General features: G+C 40.4%; 22 protein-coding genes. 11 read left to right on the top strand and 11 right to left on the bottom strand.

Annotated features, from left to right (window positions below):
• Positions 1 to 27 precede the first annotated feature (27 nt).
• Together C6Y07_RS14180 and C6Y07_RS14175 are read right to left on the bottom strand one after the other, a co-directional pair.
• On the bottom strand, positions 28 to 1,251 hold the full coding sequence (locus C6Y07_RS14180; protein WP_066031091.1) for a cation:proton antiporter: 1,224 nt from the start codon (positions 1,249 to 1,251) through the stop codon (positions 28 to 30).
• Between the two features lie 3 nt (positions 1,252 to 1,254).
• The gene (locus C6Y07_RS14175) at positions 1,255 to 1,752 is read right to left on the bottom strand and encodes a cation:proton antiporter regulatory subunit (RefSeq protein ID WP_034663613.1); all 498 of its coding nucleotides are present in this window, start codon (positions 1,750 to 1,752) and stop codon (positions 1,255 to 1,257) included.
• Positions 1,753 to 2,321: 569 nt separating this feature from the next.
• Here C6Y07_RS14175 and C6Y07_RS14165 point away from each other — a divergent pair.
• Positions 2,322 to 3,095, top strand: a complete 774-nt coding sequence (locus C6Y07_RS14165) for an enoyl-CoA hydratase (protein WP_081311426.1) — start codon at positions 2,322 to 2,324, stop codon at positions 3,093 to 3,095.
• Between the two features lie 31 nt (positions 3,096 to 3,126).
• Here C6Y07_RS14165 and C6Y07_RS14160 read toward each other — a convergent pair whose 3' ends face one another.
• Positions 3,127 to 3,315 (bottom strand): YhzD family protein, encoded by a 189-nt coding sequence (locus tag C6Y07_RS14160; protein WP_034663606.1) that lies wholly within the window; start codon positions 3,313 to 3,315, stop codon positions 3,127 to 3,129.
• Positions 3,316 to 3,487: 172 nt separating this feature from the next.
• Between C6Y07_RS14160 and C6Y07_RS14155 the strand changes: the two genes are divergently transcribed.
• The 4 genes from C6Y07_RS14155 (at position 3,488) to C6Y07_RS14140 (ending at position 8,862) form a co-directional block, all read left to right on the top strand.
• Entirely contained in the window at positions 3,488 to 4,702 is a 1,215-nt protein-coding gene (locus tag C6Y07_RS14155) for a metallophosphoesterase family protein (protein WP_066031087.1), read from the top strand.
• A 16-nt stretch (positions 4,703 to 4,718) separates the two neighbouring features.
• Positions 4,719 to 7,508: an ATP-binding protein gene (locus tag C6Y07_RS14150; RefSeq protein WP_106156917.1), complete on the top strand. Its 2,790-nt coding sequence runs from the start codon at positions 4,719 to 4,721 to the stop codon at positions 7,506 to 7,508.
• A gap of 62 nt (positions 7,509 to 7,570) precedes the next feature.
• Positions 7,571 to 8,518 carry a 3'-5' exoribonuclease YhaM gene (yhaM, locus tag C6Y07_RS14145; protein ID WP_034663598.1) on the top strand — a complete coding sequence of 316 codons (948 nt, stop codon included), beginning with the start codon at positions 7,571 to 7,573 and terminating at the stop codon, positions 8,516 to 8,518.
• A 116-nt stretch (positions 8,519 to 8,634) separates the two neighbouring features.
• Entirely contained in the window at positions 8,635 to 8,862 is a 228-nt protein-coding gene (locus C6Y07_RS14140) for a sporulation YhaL family protein (protein WP_034663596.1), read from the top strand.
• A gap of 53 nt (positions 8,863 to 8,915) precedes the next feature.
• Here the strand turns inward: C6Y07_RS14140 and C6Y07_RS14135 are convergent, their stop codons facing one another.
• The gene (locus tag C6Y07_RS14135) at positions 8,916 to 9,800 is read right to left on the bottom strand and encodes a peptidylprolyl isomerase (RefSeq protein ID WP_003211354.1); all 885 of its coding nucleotides are present in this window, start codon (positions 9,798 to 9,800) and stop codon (positions 8,916 to 8,918) included.
• A gap of 161 nt (positions 9,801 to 9,961) precedes the next feature.
• On the opposite strand from C6Y07_RS14135, the gene C6Y07_RS14130 reads away from it, so the two are divergent.
• On the top strand, positions 9,962 to 10,048 hold the full coding sequence (locus C6Y07_RS14130) for a YjcZ family sporulation protein (protein WP_008361129.1): 87 nt from the start codon (positions 9,962 to 9,964) through the stop codon (positions 10,046 to 10,048).
• A 144-nt stretch (positions 10,049 to 10,192) separates the two neighbouring features.
• Positions 10,193 to 10,282: a YjcZ family sporulation protein gene (locus C6Y07_RS14125; protein WP_017360317.1), complete on the top strand. Its 90-nt coding sequence runs from the start codon at positions 10,193 to 10,195 to the stop codon at positions 10,280 to 10,282.
• 53 nt (positions 10,283 to 10,335) lie between these two features.
• Here C6Y07_RS14125 and C6Y07_RS19115 read toward each other — a convergent pair whose 3' ends face one another.
• Positions 10,336 to 10,521 carry a hypothetical protein gene (locus C6Y07_RS19115; protein ID WP_072368131.1) on the bottom strand — a complete coding sequence of 62 codons (186 nt, stop codon included), beginning with the start codon at positions 10,519 to 10,521 and terminating at the stop codon, positions 10,336 to 10,338.
• A gap of 82 nt (positions 10,522 to 10,603) precedes the next feature.
• On the bottom strand, positions 10,604 to 11,122 hold the full coding sequence (locus tag C6Y07_RS14115; RefSeq protein ID WP_060595916.1) for a DUF3267 domain-containing protein: 519 nt from the start codon (positions 11,120 to 11,122) through the stop codon (positions 10,604 to 10,606).
• A 233-nt stretch (positions 11,123 to 11,355) separates the two neighbouring features.
• On the opposite strand from C6Y07_RS14115, the gene C6Y07_RS14110 reads away from it, so the two are divergent.
• Complete coding sequence (locus tag C6Y07_RS14110; RefSeq protein WP_034663590.1) at positions 11,356 to 11,700, top strand: YhaI family protein; 345 nt, start codon at positions 11,356 to 11,358, stop codon at positions 11,698 to 11,700.
• On the opposite strand, the gene C6Y07_RS14105 is transcribed toward C6Y07_RS14110, so the two are convergent.
• Together C6Y07_RS14105 and C6Y07_RS14100 are read right to left on the bottom strand one after the other, a co-directional pair.
• On the bottom strand, positions 11,678 to 12,298 hold the full coding sequence (locus C6Y07_RS14105) for an HTH-type transcriptional regulator Hpr (RefSeq protein ID WP_034663587.1): 621 nt from the start codon (positions 12,296 to 12,298) through the stop codon (positions 11,678 to 11,680). The two genes, C6Y07_RS14110 and C6Y07_RS14105, sit on opposite strands and share 23 nt — an antisense overlap.
• A 187-nt stretch (positions 12,299 to 12,485) precedes the next feature.
• Positions 12,486 to 12,842 carry a YtxH domain-containing protein gene (locus C6Y07_RS14100; RefSeq protein ID WP_034663584.1) on the bottom strand — a complete coding sequence of 119 codons (357 nt, stop codon included), beginning with the start codon at positions 12,840 to 12,842 and terminating at the stop codon, positions 12,486 to 12,488.
• Between the two features lie 128 nt (positions 12,843 to 12,970).
• Here C6Y07_RS14100 and yhzF point away from each other — a divergent pair, with 128 nt between their 5' ends.
• Positions 12,971 to 13,162 carry a membrane protein YhzF gene (yhzF, locus tag C6Y07_RS14095; protein ID WP_003211362.1) on the top strand — a complete coding sequence of 64 codons (192 nt, stop codon included), beginning with the start codon at positions 12,971 to 12,973 and terminating at the stop codon, positions 13,160 to 13,162.
• 48 nt (positions 13,163 to 13,210) lie between these two features.
• On the opposite strand, the gene C6Y07_RS14090 is transcribed toward yhzF, so the two are convergent.
• From C6Y07_RS14090 to C6Y07_RS14080, 3 genes are all read right to left on the bottom strand, one after another.
• The gene (locus C6Y07_RS14090; protein ID WP_024425455.1) at positions 13,211 to 13,729 is read right to left on the bottom strand and encodes a tryptophan transporter; all 519 of its coding nucleotides are present in this window, start codon (positions 13,727 to 13,729) and stop codon (positions 13,211 to 13,213) included.
• Positions 13,730 to 13,854: 125 nt separating this feature from the next.
• On the bottom strand, positions 13,855 to 14,934 hold the full coding sequence (gene serC, locus C6Y07_RS14085; protein WP_060595918.1) for a 3-phosphoserine/phosphohydroxythreonine transaminase: 1,080 nt from the start codon (positions 14,932 to 14,934) through the stop codon (positions 13,855 to 13,857).
• Between the two features lie 159 nt (positions 14,935 to 15,093).
• Positions 15,094 to 15,522, bottom strand: a complete 429-nt coding sequence (locus C6Y07_RS14080) for an HIT family protein (protein WP_034663580.1) — start codon at positions 15,520 to 15,522, stop codon at positions 15,094 to 15,096.
• Positions 15,523 to 16,008: 486 nt separating this feature from the next.
• On the opposite strand from C6Y07_RS14080, the gene C6Y07_RS14075 reads away from it, so the two are divergent.
• Both C6Y07_RS14075 and C6Y07_RS14070 read left to right on the top strand, forming a co-directional pair.
• Positions 16,009 to 16,749, top strand: coding sequence for an ABC transporter ATP-binding protein (locus C6Y07_RS14075; RefSeq protein ID WP_003212171.1), 741 nt, complete (start codon positions 16,009 to 16,011; stop codon positions 16,747 to 16,749).
• Complete coding sequence (locus tag C6Y07_RS14070) at positions 16,742 to 17,962, top strand: ABC transporter permease (RefSeq protein WP_060595920.1); 1,221 nt, start codon at positions 16,742 to 16,744, stop codon at positions 17,960 to 17,962. The genes C6Y07_RS14075 and C6Y07_RS14070 overlap by 8 nt, the downstream gene beginning before the upstream one ends.
• Positions 17,963 to 17,966 lie beyond the last annotated feature (4 nt).

The following is a 17,966-nucleotide window of genomic DNA, read 5'->3' as shown; positions in this document are numbered from 1 at the left end:
AGGGCCCAAGTATAGGGCCCTTTTTCATTAGATTGTCGTTTCTTTTTTCACTTTTGGTTTTTCTGTTTGCCATTTGAACATTTTGTTCAGAATTTGATAAATTCGCTTAGATTCCTTCGTCACAAGCGGTCCTAAAATCGCAAGGATTAAGACGTACAATGCAGCAAATGGCTTCAAGGTAGCGGCAAGTCCGCCCGCAATACCGAGCTCGGCTACAATGATTGAAAACTCTCCTCGTGATACGATGGTTAATCCAATATTAGAAGAGGCTTTATGAGAAAATCCAGCTCTTCTTCCAGCGAACATTCCAGCAGTGAAGTTCCCAATGAAGGTGAGAATCACAGCGCCGATCGCAAGCCAGAAGGCATCACCTAATGTAAATGGATCAATGCTGAGACCGAAGCTGAAGAAGAACATGGCCCCGAAGAAATCTCTAAATGGAACCACAAGATGTTCGATGCGGTCAGAGTGCTCTGTTTCTGAGAAAACAAGACCAAGTAAGAGTGCCCCAATGGCCTCTGCTACATGGATTGTCTCTGAGAAACCAGCGACAAAGAATAAAGCCGCAAAAATCACAATGATGAACACTTCGTTCGAACGGATATCGAACAACTTGTTTAATCGTTTTGGCAGCTTACGTGCGATGATAAAGAAAAGCATCATATAACCAAAAGCAATGAAAATGGATAATAAGGCACCGCTAACCGTTGTGGCATCTCCAAGGACAAGACCAGATACGACGGATAAATAAACAGCGAGGAAAATATCCTCAAACATAATGATCCCAAGAATTAACTCAGTTTCAGGGTTCGCAGTCCGTTTCAAATCAACAAGGACTTTGGCCACAATGGCACTGGATGAAATCGTGATAACTCCTGCCATAATGAGAACCTCAAGGAACCCAAACCCTGTGATAAAACCGTAAAGCAGTCCTAAGCTGAAGTTAATCAAAATATAAATAGATCCGCCGACAGCAATGGATTTGCCCGATTTAATAAGCTTTCCGACAGAGAACTCAAGTCCAAGATAGAAAAGAAGGAACAAGACGCCCATTCTGCCAAAAAACGAAATAATTTCGGTGCTTTCGATAAATTTTAGATCAATAATCCCGATGGTTGGAGCATGCGGCCCAACGATCATACCGAGGACAATGAGAAAAGGGATGATAGAGAATTTCATTTTATTGGCGATTAAGCTGGCGATGGCGATGAGAATCAGCGCCGTCCCAACTTCAAAGACTAAATGATCCATTCATCACTCTCCCCCTCTAGAAAGAAAATCACGTATCAATCGCTTTAAGTGTTTTCTTTCGCCTGAAATGACCATCGTATCATTTGCTTCAATAATCGAATCGGCACCAGGGTTCAGTAATTTTTCATTTGTATGTTTAATGATCGCAATGACGGTGACTTCATAGTTTTGCCGCACATCTAAATCACCGAGTGTATGTCCAACCGCTTTTGCGCCTTTTTCCACCTTAAACCATTCAATCATCAAGTCATTGAAGGCCATTTCAATGGTTTCAAGTGCCTGCGGTTTATACACCATGCCGCCGATAATCGCAGCGATTTGCCTTGATTCAGCATCATCGAGAGAAATGGTGGACAGCACTTCATCTGGATCATCATCGTCAAAACGATAAATCTCCCGTCTGCCATCATCATGAATCACTATCGTCATTTTTTCTCTATTTCTCGTTTCAATTTCAAATTTCTTTCCGATCCCAGGAAGATCATTTTCTTTAATATTCATTTTATCCCTCCGAATATGATAGGTTGTGTTTTTCATATAGTAATACGGATGAAATAAAATGAATCAGTAGAGGTAATTTGATTGACACATAATGGGGATCGCACACTTCATTTCCAAAAAACATAGATCAATGGATAACGCAGCTGATGGAGCAGGCTTGAGTAGAAAAACCTTTGAATCAGCCAGTGATAATCTGTTCTTTAACAGAATAGAGAAGGCATGTTTTTTTGAAAATGGAGGTGTCTTCACAGCTTGAATTTCTTCATCGTAGATGGATGGAGAAATAAGACTAGGTGCACTCGCTTCTGCCTGTGGAGCAAAAACGACATTTGAAAAAGGAGAAAACATGACGATGAAACTAACCAATATGAATATGGAACACCTTATCAATCATCCTCCCCCTTTCAAAATCATTTCTTTCTTCATTTACTATATAAAAATATATTTCTTGTTTCAACAATTATGCTTATTTTAGTATCAATTGATCTTGAAATTTTTCATGCAGAGGAAAAGGAATTATTCGGGTTGAAATGGAATTAAGTCATGAGTTTAAAAGAAAAGGGGGATGGATGATGACATATATCAATTGTCAGTTAAACGGGGATATTTTTGAAATCGTTTTCAACAGGCCTGATGCTTATAATTCATTTCATGTGGACATGTTTGCTGAATTCAAAGAGGCATGTGATGCAGCGGAAGAAAGCAGTGCAAAAGTCGTTGTGATCAAGGGAGCGGGGAAAGGGTTTTCTGCAGGCGGAGATATTGGCATGATGCTTAAGCAGGAAAGTGAAGAAGATTTCCATCGTGTGATGGATTTGATCGAGGGAATTACACTTTCTCTAGCCGGTATGAAAAAAGTGACGATTGCCCTTGTCCACGGGTCAGCGGCAGGCCTTGCTTTTAGCTTTGCTTTAAGCTGTGACTACTTGTTTATGCATCAGGATGCACAGCTCGCCATGAATTTTAATGGAGTAGGATTAATTCCAGATGGCGGAGGGCATTTTTTTCTCACAAAAAGAGTCAGTGAACAAACCGCGAAACAATTGATTTGGAGCGGACAAAAGCTGCCGGCTGAAGAAGCGTTAAAATTGCGCCTTGCAGACGGGGTGTTTCAGGATGAAGTCGATGCGTATCAAAAAGTATGTGTGAAGCCGTTTATGAACATGCCGCTTCAAGCATTTGTCGAAACAAAGCTGATCTATTTTCAGCAGTCAGAACCTGAGCTGCTAGCCGTTCTTCAAAAGGAGAGGGCAGCACAGGCAAGACTGAGGCAAAGTCATGATCATAAGGAAGGCATTCAGGCCTTTTTAGAAAAAAGACGACCTGTGTTTCAGAACGTATAAACGAATGTGAGACCGGCGAATGCCGGTTTTTTTAACGTTCAAATAAAAGAAGCTTGCCTGCATCATCAACGAGCCGGTGGGAATGCTTCGTGTATTGCTGTTCGATTAAGCGATGGCGCCCTAATTCCTTTGCCTTTTCATCACTATCCGTTGTGATTTTTTCATTTAATAAGGTCTCACCCGACCGGTCAAATACAGTTAAAAAGTATGTCTTCTCCATTCCTCATCTCCCTTTCCTCTGCTTTTCTATGTAATTAAACAATGAATAAGACAAAACCTCTTTTTTAACTCTTAAAAATGTGTTTTTTAGAATGAAAGCGATAGAACGTGCATTCGTAAAAATGGCATGATAAAATATGGACAATGACAGTATCGGACAAGGAGATAGACGTTTGACTAAGCTTACCTTTATTCATGCCGCAGATTTACATTTAGACAGTCCATTTGCAGGAATGTCGAATATCCCTAGCTTACCATTTAAGCGGCTCAAAGAAAGTACATTTCAAAGTGCGAAGAATATGTTTGATCTCGCCATTGCTCGATCAGTAGACTTTGTGCTGCTGAGCGGAGATTTATTTGACGAATCAAATCGCAGTCTGAAAGCACAGCTGTTTTTAAGAAATCAGTTTCTAAGACTGCAAACTCAAGGGATTGACGTCTTTATTATTTATGGTAATCATGATCATTTAGGCGGTGAATGGACACCGATTGAGTGGCCTGAGAATGTGCACGTTTTTTCAAGCAGTACACCAAGTGAGCAATCCTACTATAGAGGGGGGCAGCTTGTTGCAAGTATTTATGGGTTTAGCTACAAAGAGCGGGCTGTCTATGAAAATATGACATCTCATTATGTCAAAACGACAGATGCTGCCTATCACATTGCGATGCTTCACGGTACATTAGCCGGACAAGAAGGGCATGATGCGTATGCACCATTTCAGCTTGAGCAGCTTCTTTCACGGGATTTCGATTATTGGGCGCTTGGACATATACATAAGAGAGCCCTTCTGCATGAAGACCCGTTGATTATTTACCCTGGTAACATGCAGGGCAGACATATAAAAGAAACAGGAGAGAAAGGCTGTTACGTTATTCAACTCTCCGAGGATTCTGAGACAGCGGAATTTATTAGCTGTGCGGATGTGATGTTTGAGACACTTGCAATAGACATGACAGAAACGGTTCATATGACGGATCTTGTGACACTTGTGGATAGCAAAATCAGTGAGCTGAAAGAGGAGGGCGTCCCTCATTTTGTGAAAATTGAATTGACGGGTGATGCTCCTCCTTACTTTGAGCGTACTCAGCTTGAGGTTCTTGAGGAGCTGTTGACCGTTCTTCATGAACAGGAAGAAGATGAAGAGGTATTCGTTTGGGTGATATCGATTGACTGCCGAACAAACGAGGATGTGATCTATTTAGAAGATTCTTTTTTGAAGGAACTCACTGCTGAAATTTCACAGTTTGAGGCATATGAAGAGCTGTTATCACCGATCAAGCGTCACCCAACCTATAGAAAATCAGGAAAAGCTCTCACAAAAGAGGATGAAGTGGATATAAAAGAAGAAGCACAAAGGCTGCTGACAGAACAGCTAAAGCAATTATGAGAAAAGGAGAGGCACAATGAAAATACGTTCACTCCATATCGCCCATTTCGGGAAATTTTCAAATCGGACCTTTCACTTTTCTGATGACGGTTTTCAGCTAGTTTACGGCCTGAATGAATCGGGGAAAACGACATTGAAAACGTTTATTGAATCGATGTTATTTGGTTTTCCGAAAAACAAGATGTACAAGACGAAACAGGGTTCTTTTTATGGTGGTTCCCTCACTTGCCAAGATGACGAGTTAGGCGTTATTCATATTGAAAGAACGTCCGATCGAGGTGGTCAAGCACAGGTGTTTTTACCGAATGGTGAAGTGAAAGACGAAGTTTTTCTACAGACACTTTTAAAGGGAACGGATCGCAGGTTATATCAATCAATCTATTCATTTGATGTGTTTGGACTGCAAAATGTCCAAGCCTTAAACCAGGACCAAATAGGCGAATTTCTACTTTTCTCAAGTTTATTTGGCTCGGATGCAGCCACCAAGATGGATAGCAGGCTGCTAAAGCAGCAGGAGCAGCTGTTTAAACCAAATGGACGCAAGCCGGAATTAAATCAGCAGCTTGATCGTTTAAAAGAGCTGACAGGTCAGCTGAAACAAGCCAAATTGGTAGAAGGCCGTTATACCGAAAAGAAACGGGAGCAATCTGAATTAACGGAGACGATCGAAATGCTTCAAAATGAAATGAAGCAAGCTGAGGAACACATTCAGAAACTGGCTGAATCCATTCAAGTTTATCCCATGATCGAGAGAAAAGTGGAATTAAAAAAGGAATTAGCCCGCTATCCAGACCGAGTCAAACGTTTTAGAGCAGAAACAGAGCATGAGCTGGATAAACTAGAATCACACCTTCACCCGAAAAAGGCTCAATTGACTGCACTGAAGCAGAAGTTAGCCCATTTGCAAACCTCACTTGTACAAGTTCAACCGCTCTATGACAAGGATACCATAATGGAGATGAAACGAGTCGTAGATGAAGCATCTGATGCTGAGCTTGTGAAAAAGCGCATAGCAGAGTGTCGAGCAAACCGTGATTCATTGAAACAAAAAATAGACGAAGCGGTAGCAAAGCTAAAGTGGGAGTACCCGATAAAGTTCGAACAAATCGACGATTCGCTTGAATTTGAGTGGGAATTAAAGGAAACTGTCACTCAATACGTTCGTCTCATGGATAGAAAAGCGCAGTTAGATGAACGATTTGATCACGCAAGACATGAGCTGGACGAAGCAGAAGCCGCTCTAAAAGGATTAAAGGAACAGCAAGTCAGACAGCACGGAGCAGAAGACGATGCGAAGGGGACAAGATCGAAAAAGAAACCGATTCATTCCCGGGCGTTGTTATTCCGAGGCTTGATCGCATTTGATGTGGTGCTTCTGCTTGTTCTATTCTTTTTAACAGAGTGGTGGATCACGCTCTTGTTTGCGGGATTTTCTGTTTTTCTCTTCTTTCTCATTTACCCATTCAGTCAAATGAGCCCGATGAAACAAAGAAGCGGCGAAGGGGCCTTTGATTCATTTCAAGTGCAGGCAGCTTCAGCTGAAACACTTATGAGGCAGAAGGAGCTTCTGTACGAAAGAATCATTCGGCAATATGAAGACTGGGAGCTAGAGCTGGAACCTGTCCAGCAGCAAGTAGAGGAAAAGAAGAGACAGCTTGGCTTGTCGTCTGAGCTTTCTTTCCTAGTAGAGGCCTTCCATATCCTAAAACAATTAAAAATGAATACAGCGGCATATGAGGAGCTTCATCGTGAAATAGGCGTGCTTTCCGATCAGCAATCGATTTATGAGCGCAGGGTTTCAGCGTTAAGCAGTATCCTTCAAAAAAAGGAAGGAACCATTCAGGAGAATATCTCAGCTTTTCAAGAGATATTGAAAGATGAGGCGAGAAGAGAAAAAGAACGCCAGACATTGCACGTATCCATTCAACATGCGATCCAGCAGCTCACGACACTAGAAGGGGAAATTCAATATTACGAAAAACAAACTGACGAGCTTTTTCGTCAAGTAGAAGCAGAGTCCAAAGAAGATTACCAAGTGCTTTCTCATCTATCTAAAGAATACCGGGAACGGATTTCCCATTTGCAGCAGCTGAATCAAGAGCTTCATAGAAGCGGTTGTTTTGATGAGGAGGAATGGATTGTTCGCAAAGGATTACCTCTCCTTGAAGAGGAGTGTGCAGAAGCAAAGCAGCACCTTCATGACGTTCAATTGAATGCGGAGAATATGGAAAAACGTTTAGCAGAACTAGCGGTGGAAATCCGGCAAATAGAAGCTTCTGGAACGGTGTCTGATTTGACTCATCAGCTTGCCGCAGAGCAGGAGCATGCGAAGCACCTCGCAAAAAAATGGGCGGCAATTCAGCTTGTCCGCTCCGTCATACGAGAAAAATTGAATGAGCATAAAGAAACAAGGCTGCCTGCATTGCTTCAAACAGCCTCAAGTTTTATTCAACCGTTAACAAATGATCGTTATGAAGCGATTTTATTTTCACCTGAAGATGACTTGCTGATGGTGAAAAGAATGGATGGACGAATATTCCGTCCAGAGGAGCTTTCACAGGCAACGTGTGAACAGATCTATCTGGCGATTCGTTTTGCGCTCGCTTTGTCTCATCAGCAAGATTGTCAGCTTCCGTTTATGATGGATGACAGCTTCGTTCATTTCGATCACGTTCGTCTAGGAAGAGTGCTGGAGATGATGAACGAGCTCACACGTTTTGAAACACAGCTGTTTTATTTCACCTGTCATGAGCATATGAAGCAAGCAGCAGAAGATGGACAGATTACGAGTTTAGCAGTTGAATGATTGACAAATAATGACTTATGTTATACTTATATGAGCAGAAACATGGAAGGAGCTTTTATTGAATGGCTAAAGGGATCATGACCTATGATGTCGGCGAACAAGTTGACCTGCATTTATTAATTAAATCATCTACTAAAGGGATTGCGAGTAATGGCAAACCATTTTTAACGTTAATTCTTCAAGATCAAAGTGGAGATATTGAGGCGAAACTATGGGATGCAAAGCAGAATGATGAACAAACCTATGCCGCGCAAACCATTGTGAAGGTAGTAGGCGATATTCATCATTATCGCGGGAGGAATCAGCTGAAACTTAGGAATATACGCCCTGTTGCTGAAAATGAGCAAATTCGAATTGATGATTTTCTCGAAACAGCTCCTATTCCAAAACATGATATGATGGATACGATTATGCAATATATCTTTGATATGAAAAACCCTAATATACAGCGTGTTACAAGGCATTTGCTGAAAAAATATGGACAGGAATTCGCTGACTATCCAGCAGCGACAAAAAACCATCACGAATTTGTCTCTGGTCTTGCTTATCACGTGGTGTCCATGCTGCATTTGGCTAAATCAATTGTTGACCTATATCCATCATTAGATCGAGATCTTTTATATTCAGGCATCATTCTTCATGATTTAGGGAAAGTCAAAGAGCTTTCGGGCCCAGTCTCAACCACCTATACGGTGGAAGGGAATTTAATTGGTCATATTTCGATTATGGTGACAGAAATTGCGAAAGCTGCAGAAGAGCTTGGCATTGATTCAGAAGAAATTCTGATTTTACAGCACTTAGTACTGAGTCATCACGGAAAAGGAGAGTGGGGCAGCCCGAAACCACCAATGGTGAAGGAAGCCGAAATACTCCACTATATTGATAATTTAGATGCGAAGATGAATATGATGGATCGTGCGCTTGAGCATGTGAAGCCAGGAGAATATACAGAACGTATTTTTGCGCTAGAGAATCGTTCATTTTATAAACCAACCTTTCATCACGAATAACCATGTCAAAACGTCCGTTTATTGCGGGCGTTTTTTTCATAACTTGTCTTCTTTTCGCATAAGCATGTAACACAAAGGAAGAGAGAGCTGTTCTGAAAAAAGGAGGCGATGAAAAAATGTTGTTTTTTCCATGGTGGGTGTATGCATGTATCATTGGCATTATTTTCTGTGCGTATAAATTAATGACAACGGCCAAAGAGGAGCAAGAGATTGATCAATCCTTTATTGAAAAGGAAGGAGAAATTTTTATCGAGCGAATGGAACAAGAAAGAGAGCGTAGACGTCAGGATCAGCAAGTGAAAAGATCACATGATACGGCGGCACATGAAGACTCGATTGCTTAATCAGGTCATATAAAAACCCCTCTGCACGATCACGGCAGAGGGGTTTTTTGTGATTACTGGTTTTGTTGAGGTTGTTGATTTTGTGCGGGTTGTTGAGACTTTTCTTTGAATGTGTTTTCAAGTTCTTTATCTTTTACTTTCACATCGGCATCTTTCACCAATTTGTTTAAGATCGTTTGGATTTCATTTGTGTCTGCTTGTTTTTGATTAAGCAGTTCTTTTTTCAAGTCTGCTTTCATGTCATCGTATTTACCGCGTTCTTCGGTCTTTTTAATGATATGGTAGCCGAATTGTGATTTCACTGGTTTGCTGATTTCATTCACTTTTAGTTTGAAAGCAGCTTTACTGAAGTTCTCGTCCATTTGGCCTTCTTTTGCGAACCAGCCTACATCGCCGCCTTGTGCTGCTGAAGCGGTATCAGTTGAATATTCAGACACAACGGCATCCCATTTTTCACCTTTATCTAATTTCTTTTCCACTTCGTCAGCTGTTTTCTTATCAGCTACTAAAATGTGGCTTGCGCGGATTTTCCCTTTTAGGTCATCGTAATACGCTTTTACTTCTTTATCAGTGATTTTGATGTTAGCTTTGGCAGCCTTTTGAGTCAGCAGCTCATATTTCACTTGATCTTTGATGTAATCTTTTCCGAATTCATCTTGAAGTTGTTTTAAACGATCTTCACCAAGTGTCTTTTTATATTCTTCCATTTTCTTATCAATTTCTTTATCAGATACTTTGTATTTGTCAGCAAGAACCTTTTGTTGAACAAGTAGATTTAAAGCATCTCCACCTGCTTGTTTCTTAAGAGTTGTATAAAGCTCTTCTTTTGTGACATCTCCTGATTTTGTTGTTGCGATGACATCTTTATCACCGCTACTGCATGCGCCAAGAGTTAAAACACTAACTGCTGTTACAGCTGCTAAAGCCATTTTTTTCATTCAAAAAACACTCCTAATCTTTCCAATTTATTTATCATTGCTTGTATCATAACATATTGTGACACGCTGTAAAAAGAAATGCAAATGGGAGGGCATTCGTCTAGTCAAAAATTTGCGCGCGACATACACATATAGTGATCACAAAAAGGAGGCTGAATTATATGGGAGCAGGATATTCTAATGGGTTTGCTTTATTGGTCGTGCTATTCATTTTGCTGATCATCGTTGGTGCAGCATATCTTTACTAATTAAATCGCTGTGACAGAAAGGAGCCGTCCTGCCATGCGTGCGGGCGGTTCTTTTTTCAAACGATGACAGGTGCCTAAACGTTTTCATTTTTTTTGCATACACTGAGCTTAGAACAGAGCAAGAACTGGCAGGAGGTGTTTTACATGGGAGGAGAAGTCTTTGCTGGCGGTTTTGCACTAGTCGTCGTGTTATTCATCTTATTGATCATTATCGGTGCATCTTGGATTTGCTAATCAATCAATATACACAAAAAGCTGCCCTCAAACTGGCAGCTTTTGCTTTGATCTTAAATAGAAATGGTAATTTCAACAAATGATGAGATCAGTAAGATCAGTATCGATACATTGATAAAGCGAAACACCTTATCTTGCCGTTCTTCAGGAATCTCTCTGACAAGGCATAATGTATTAGTAAGCCTGTTTATTGAATACACAATAAACGCGGCAAAGACGATGAAGTAAAATAAAACTATCGGAGATCCCCCCTCTCTATGCTATTCCCATACTACATTACCAAATTTTTTATGAAAAAGATAGAAGTTGGCTTTAAAAACCTCATGATGAGGAAGTTTGGTCAACTAAAATATCAAACTCGTCTTGGGCTTGATCGATGATGCAGGATTTAGGTGCTTTGAGCAGTTTCCATGCAAATAAAAAGTCAGGCAAACAATAGCCTGCATGAATACTTGCGATGATGATAAAATAGTGTGCATACATTGGAAACGCCACGCCTAACACAAAGTAAAGCAGTGAAATCAAACAAAATGGACTGAGAAGTGAATAAAGCATTACTTTCTTTGGCACACGCTTCCAGCAATTTCGTTTAAATAGCGTCATTTTTTTCTTGTTTTTCATCACTGGGATCAAGTGAACCACACGGTGGACAAGCAATGTCACAAGTAAAAGCACAGCAAAAAGCGGTGCGTTGTGGCTGCTTAGTCTCGTTTCAGGATGAGTCAGTTGAAAACATAAAAAAGCCATAATGAAAAAAAGTATAGCAAGACTTATGGCTGAAATCAGCAGTCTCGTATAACCATAATCCTTTTCAAGATTAATGGTCTTCCAACAATTCATTTTTCATCCTTCCAATCTTAAAAAACTAATTGAATATCTCAAGATAATTTACTCTTCCTAAGGATAAAAATCAATGGTTTTGTTGAAAAAAAATAAAATGTTGCCTTCATATGGAATAAAGAGAGGAAACTTTGGGTTTTTCAAGAAAAAAAGACAGAAGAGGGAGGTTCGTCTCTTTCGTCAATGAGTAATTTCGGCTAAAATAGAAAGACTAAGAGAAAGAGGGAACGTACATGAGTATTGAGGAACGAATGAGCCAGCTCGAATATTATATGGAACTTTTGCTGACGGCGACCGATATGAGCCGTTATCCATATTATGCATTATTGATCAGGCAGCGGGTATCGAAAGAAGAGGCGAAGGAAATTGAGCGTATTTGTGCTGAGCTTTCAGAGGAAATGGACAAGCAAAAAGCACAAGGCTACGTCATGTTTGACGATATGCTTGCGCTTTTTGCAGGACAGTTAATTGAAAAGCTGGATGTGCATGAGACGATATTTGCATTGCATGATCAAGGGCTGTTTCAGCCGTTAATGAATGAATTTATAAAGATCATTAAACAATTTGATTTGCTTTAGCCGCTTTTTCTGCTGCATCAGCTGAGTCTTCAAGTTCCTCAGGCTTTTTCGTGACTTTTCCTCGCTCATTCAAAAAGTCCTTCTCAATGTTTGAAAACGATTTCTCAAAAATCTCCATGAAATCCTCACCATAGATGTTTCGGATAATACACATCATTTCTAAAATCTCAGGGAACTTTCCGTAAATGTCATGAAGCGGCTGTGCGCCTTTGACAATACCAGTTCGTGCCGGGTCATAATCTTCAAGTAGTTTATGGAATGTCTCTTCGCCTTTTGGCGTTAGCTCAATATACGTATTGCGTTTATCGTTTAACTTTTTAGAAAATTTTAAAAATCCTCGTTCCTCCAGTTTCTTGGAGAAGTTAAACGCCGTTGATACATGCATGACGCCAAACTTTGCAATTTCTGATATTGAAGCTCCTTTTAATTGATACGCAATCCACAAAATATGATGTTCATTGATATTTAGGTTATACGGTTTGATCCACTGCTGCCAGTCCTTTTCAATGGATTTCCAAAGAGCTTTGCTCAATTGGGCCATTCTTTGACTGAATAAAAGTGCTTCTTTTACATCGAAAGGCTGTTCCGAATGATTCATCCATTTCACCTACTTCTCTTTTTCTTGTAATTCTATTATGCCAATAAAATAAAGATTAATAAAGCTGAAAATTCAAGAATTTTTAAAACTCATGAAAAACATTGACAAAATAACCTTTTTTCAACAAAAAAAGTGCGGGATACGCACCCCGCACACTTTTGTAAACGAATATTTTTTCGTGAGTATATTAGTTTTGTAAGGTTTTCTCCAGTTGTTTGAGCTTTTCCTCAATTTCCTGAATTTCCTTTTGCAAGTCCTGCTGGTGAGGTTTGATTTCTTCGCGCCATTGCTGAATCGATGCTTGTAATTCAGTTCCGACTTCTTTAATGACCTCTGCGCTTTCTTTTGCTGTTTCAACAATTTGCTCTTTTAAAGCTTGTCCATCTCTTTTTAATCTTGTCAGCGTATCTTCGAATTTGTCATAGCCGTCTTTCATCTTTCCGCGCACATCTCTGCCAGAAGAGGGAGTCGTCAGGAGCACTGCCGCACCTCCGAGGAGACCGCCTACAAATAATCCTGTTAATAAAGAACGTCCACTAGCCATTCAAATCACCTCTAGTCAAATTTTACACATTCGCATGTTCTCTCTGAGCTGACGATCAGCTTCATTGAACTTCCATACATAGCTTGCTTTATTTTAGCATACTTTTGAAGAAAAGGGAGGGGAGAAGGTTGTCTGTCTTTCTGTTCGTTTTTACGTGTATCGGTGTCGTTTTTACAGGTGGTTCTATTCATTATGCAAGACAGCTGGGGTATGCAGGGTCTTATCCGCCAAAACATGTATTAAAGCAAAAAGCACTTGTGTGTGCGGCAGGTGCAGGGATTTCGCTCCTCATTTTGCTGCTGACCCTTTTTCTTTTATAAAAGCATGAAAAAACCTCTTCATCTATTATGAAGAGGTTCGATTATTCGTTAAGCAACTTCTATCATTCTTGCACGCCTTAGAATGGACTGAGCAATTGGGAAGACAAATACCATGGCAATGGTATTAATCACGGCTGCTGGAAGGACAACGCCCACAAGAAGTGCCGGTAATGCAGCTGGCAGTCCAGTAATCAGTAAAGCGGCAGATAGGAAAATCACGCCGGATACGATGGTTCCAATCGCAGTTAACACAGCGGTCAGCACCACTTTGTTCTTTATCTTCAAGCAAGATAAGAAAAGGGCTAGGAAGATAAAGGCTGTCACTGGTTTATCAATCATATTTGGAATTTGTCCGCCTGGGAAACCCGTTGTTAATGCAGAAATGACGCCAGTCACTAGGGCAATAACCACTACATGCTGTACCTTTGGGAAAAGGATGATGCTTAAAAACATCATGACCAGCATCATATCAGGTTTCATTCCGAAAAAGATGGGCGGGAAAATCGTATGCAAAACAGCTCCCATTGCTGCAAGCAATGACATAATCACTAATTCTTTTGTTTTCATTTCTATGCTCTCCTCTGCTAAGCTCTTAGGACTCTTCAATAATATGGCTCATCATTTATTGCAAGAGTCATCACTTTATATTTCTCGTTATTATAACAAATTTATTTCTCTATAGAAAAGCTTTTTTACTCATTTTCTTGCTGGAACTTTTTCATAAAGTCCGCAAGCTTTTGGCAGTCTTCAATCGATACCGCATTGTAAATAGATGCTCTGCATCCACCGACAGAACGGTGGCCGGCAAGTCCAACCATTTGTTCCTGCTTTGCTTTCTCTACAAAGGAAGCAGTGAGCGCATCATCACGAAGGGTAAACGTGACATTCATATGCGAACGGCTGTCAGTGCGTGCGTGTCCTTTGTAAAAACCGCCGCTTTGATCAATTGTGTCGTAGAGAATGCCTGCTTTTTGTTCATTGCGTTTTTCCGCTGCTTCTACGCCGCCAGCCTGTTTGACATGCTCAAGGACAAGAGACAGCATATAAATCGCAAAAGTCGGTGGTGTGTGATAAAGAGAGTTGGCTTTTGCGTGTGTTGAATATTTTAATATTTTCGGTGTGCTGCTTTTCTCTTTCTCTAATAAACGTTTGCGCGCGATCACAATCGTGATACCAGAAGGCCCTAAGTTTTTTTGTGCCCCAGCATAAATGAAATCAAATTGAGAAACATCGATTTTTTTGCTGAGAATATCACTGGACATATCTGCAATAAGCGGTAATGATGTACCAGGGAACGTTTTCCACTGAGTGCCGAAGATCGTATTGTTTGATGTGATGTGTAAGTAAGCGCCATCTGTTAAACCGGAGGCATCTACTTCTGGAATATACGAGTAGTTGTCGTCTTCACTTGAAGCAAACACAGATGTTTCACCAAACCCTTTTGCTTCTGATAATGCTTTTTCTGACCAAGCGCCTGTTTGAATGAAATGAGCCGTTTCGCCTTCATGTAAGAAGTTCATAGGAATCATCGCAAATTGAAGACTAGCTCCGCCCTGTAAAAAGAGGACTTCGTAATCTTCAGGAATGTCCATCAGTTCCACCAACAGTGCTTTTGCCTTATTGTGGACTTCTTCATATTCACCGCTGCGATGAGACAGCTCCATCACAGACATCCCAGTTTGTTTAAAATCAACAAGTTCTTCCTGTGCTTTTTGAAGCACTTCTAGCGGCAGTGCCGCCGGACCAGCATTAAAATTCGTCGTTCGCTTCATCACAATCTCTCCCTATTTCTCGCGTTAATGGATCAAAAGATAAAACCATCCTATCACAAATTTGAAGCAATTGGACGAAAAATTTGAATCGTTTTAAATATCTTACTATTAAGAGTTGAAAGCGATAAAAAGGGGCAGAAATAAGAAAAACCTCATCTATTAAGATGAGGTAAGCCGCGTGTGGATGGCAGAAGAAATATCTTTTAAATCCTCTGACGTGTATTGCTCTTGATGTGATTTCCATACAGCACCAAAGCCATCGCCTTTTCCGTAGCGCGGAATGATATGCATATGGTAATGGAACACAGATTGTCCGGCTTTTTCGCCGTTGTTGTTTAGAAGGTTTAACCCAATTGGTTCAAATTCCTGTTTGATTGCTCTTGCAATTTTCGGAATCGCTTGGAAGTAGTGATTAGACACTTCTGGTGTCATCTCGTAGATATTTTCTTTATGTATTTTCGGGATTACAAGGGTATGTCCTTTTGTTACTTGGCTAATATCTAGAAAAGCCAATACATGCTCGTCTTCATATACTTTTGCACATGGAATGTCTCCATCAATGATCTTGCAAAAAATACAATCGCTCACGTCATGTCACTCCTCATTCATTTTCCTTCATCGTATCACAAAAAGAAGCAAAAAAGAAAACAGGACAAGCGAACTCCTTTGGTCGCTCATCCTGCTCCTGCAGAAGAAATGCTGATGCTTTCATTCGATATGCCTTTTGAATTCTCTATTTACTGAAATAAAGAATTCGTATGCCTGCTATTTCTGCCGTAAACACCTCATTTGACGTTTTGGTTTGTCGTATACATATTGTATAGGACACAAAAATCAAGAATCAGTGAAGCAAAACAGAAGCTAAGGTTTTTAGATGAAAAACCAACTTGTCATGCGGTTCTTTGCCTTTAACAAACACCTCATTTACTTATTGGTCATCAAGTTCATTTCTTCTACATACATTATGATGACCAAAGCGCCTATTTTTTATTCATGCCGCGATTAAGGTAAACATTTCAAATTACCTTTCGTTTTTGTTACTATAAAGGAAAAAAGAAAGAAAGGAACGAATTCATGTCCCTTCTCACTGTAAAAGATGTAACGGGTGGATATACGAAGAATCCCGTTCTAAAAAATATCTCATTTGAATTAGAAAGAAATCAAATCGTCGGTCTCATCGGCTTAAACGGGGCGGGGAAAAGCACAACCATTCGCCATATCATCGGGCTCATGAAACCGCATAAAGGTGTCATTGAATTGAATGGACGAACTCTTCAAGACGATCAAGAGGCGTATCGTTCGCAATTTACGTTTATTCCAGAAACACCTGTATTATATGAAGAATTAACCTTAAAAGAGCATTTAGAGCTGACAGCGATGGCTTACGGTCTGTCAAAGGAACAATTAGATGAACGTCTGCCGTCATTGCTGAAAGAATTTCGAATGGAGAAACGTTTGAAATGGTTCCCTGCTCATTTTTCAAAAGGAATGAAACAGAAGGTCATGATTATGTGTGCATTCCTTGTTGAACCAGAACTGTATATCATCGATGAACCGTTTTTAGGGCTTGATCCTCTTGCGATTAATGCACTTCTTGAACGGATGAATGCTGCGAAGAAAAACGGCGCAAGTGTCCTGATGTCGACGCATATTTTGGCGACAGCTGAGCGCTATTGTGATTCCTTTATTATTTTGCACGAAGGGGAAATCAGAGCGAAAGGAACACTGACAGAGCTGAGAGAACAGTTCAATATGAGAGATGCGACACTCGATGATCTTTATTTGGAATTAACAAAGGAAGAAAGCTATGAGTAAAATGACGCAAACCATTTGGAAATCCCGATTAGAGGAACACATGCAAGATACAAGAAAATATTTAAAATACATGTTCAATGATCATCTTGTCATTGTGCTCATTTTTTTTCTTGCAGGCGGAGCGAGCTGGTATAGTAACTGGCTCAAACAGATTCCGGCTCACTTCCCATCCTACTGGGTCATGGCAGTTGTTTTTTCATTGGTGCTGACAAGCTCTTACGTGCGTACGTTGATCAAAGAAGCAGATCTCGTGTTTTTGCTTCCCTTGGAAGGGAAGATGGAGCCTTATTTAAAACAAGCTTTTAATTTTAGCTTCATTTCTCAGCTGTTTCCTCTTATTGCCGTATCCATTGTTGCACTTCCGCTTTATTCTGCGGTGTCTTCAGGCGGCCTCAAGATGTATGTGCTGATATTGGCGCAAATGATTTTGATCAAGGGTGTGAATACAGCAATTCAATGGAGGATCACTTATTTTCAAGGAAAACAGATCAGATGGCTTGATGCAGTCCTTCGTTTTCTATTGAATATGATTTTGGTATATACCGTTTTACAGGCATCCTATGCAATCGCAATCGTTTTTTATCTGATCTATGGTGTCTATCTCGTTTACTTAACCAATGCAGTAAAAAAACAGCCTTTTCAATGGGAATTGCATATTTCTGACGAATTAAAACGAAAACAGCGCTTTTATCGTCTGGCAAACTTATTTACAGATGTGCCTCATTTAAAGAAACAGGTGAAAAGAAGAGCATACATGGACTGGCTCTTGCAGTTTGTTCCGTATGACCAGCGTAAAACTTTTTCTTACATGTATGTGAGGGCGTTTTTACGTTCAAATGACTATTTTGGTCTCGTGTTTAGGCTAACCGCCGTGTTTGTGCTGATTATTTTGTATACAGGTGCAGCAGGCTGGGTGGGTGCGCTGCTTGTCTTGTTCACCGTGTTTATCACAGGTGTACAGCTTGTGCCGTTAACGAAGCACTTTTCCCATCTTTCATTACAGGCACTTTATCCAGTTGCTCAGCAAGAAAAGGATCGGAGCTTTTTTGTTCTCGTTCGTAATGTGCTTATTATTCAATCGATATTGCTGAGCTGTGCAGTACTCCCGGCAGGAGGATGGCAGGGAAGTGGACTTGCCCTTCTGATTTCGCTGGCATTTGTACTTGTCCTCTTCAAGCCTTACGTACTCAGTCGATTAAAAAAGATGAGATAAGCGG

Source organism: Bacillus sp. LNXM12-1 (assembly GCF_003004375.1).
Classification (GTDB): Bacteria; Bacillota; Bacilli; order Bacillales; family Bacillaceae; genus Bacillus.
The sequence above is the reverse complement of the archived record's forward strand: the minus strand, read 5'-3'. Positions and strand labels throughout refer to the sequence as shown.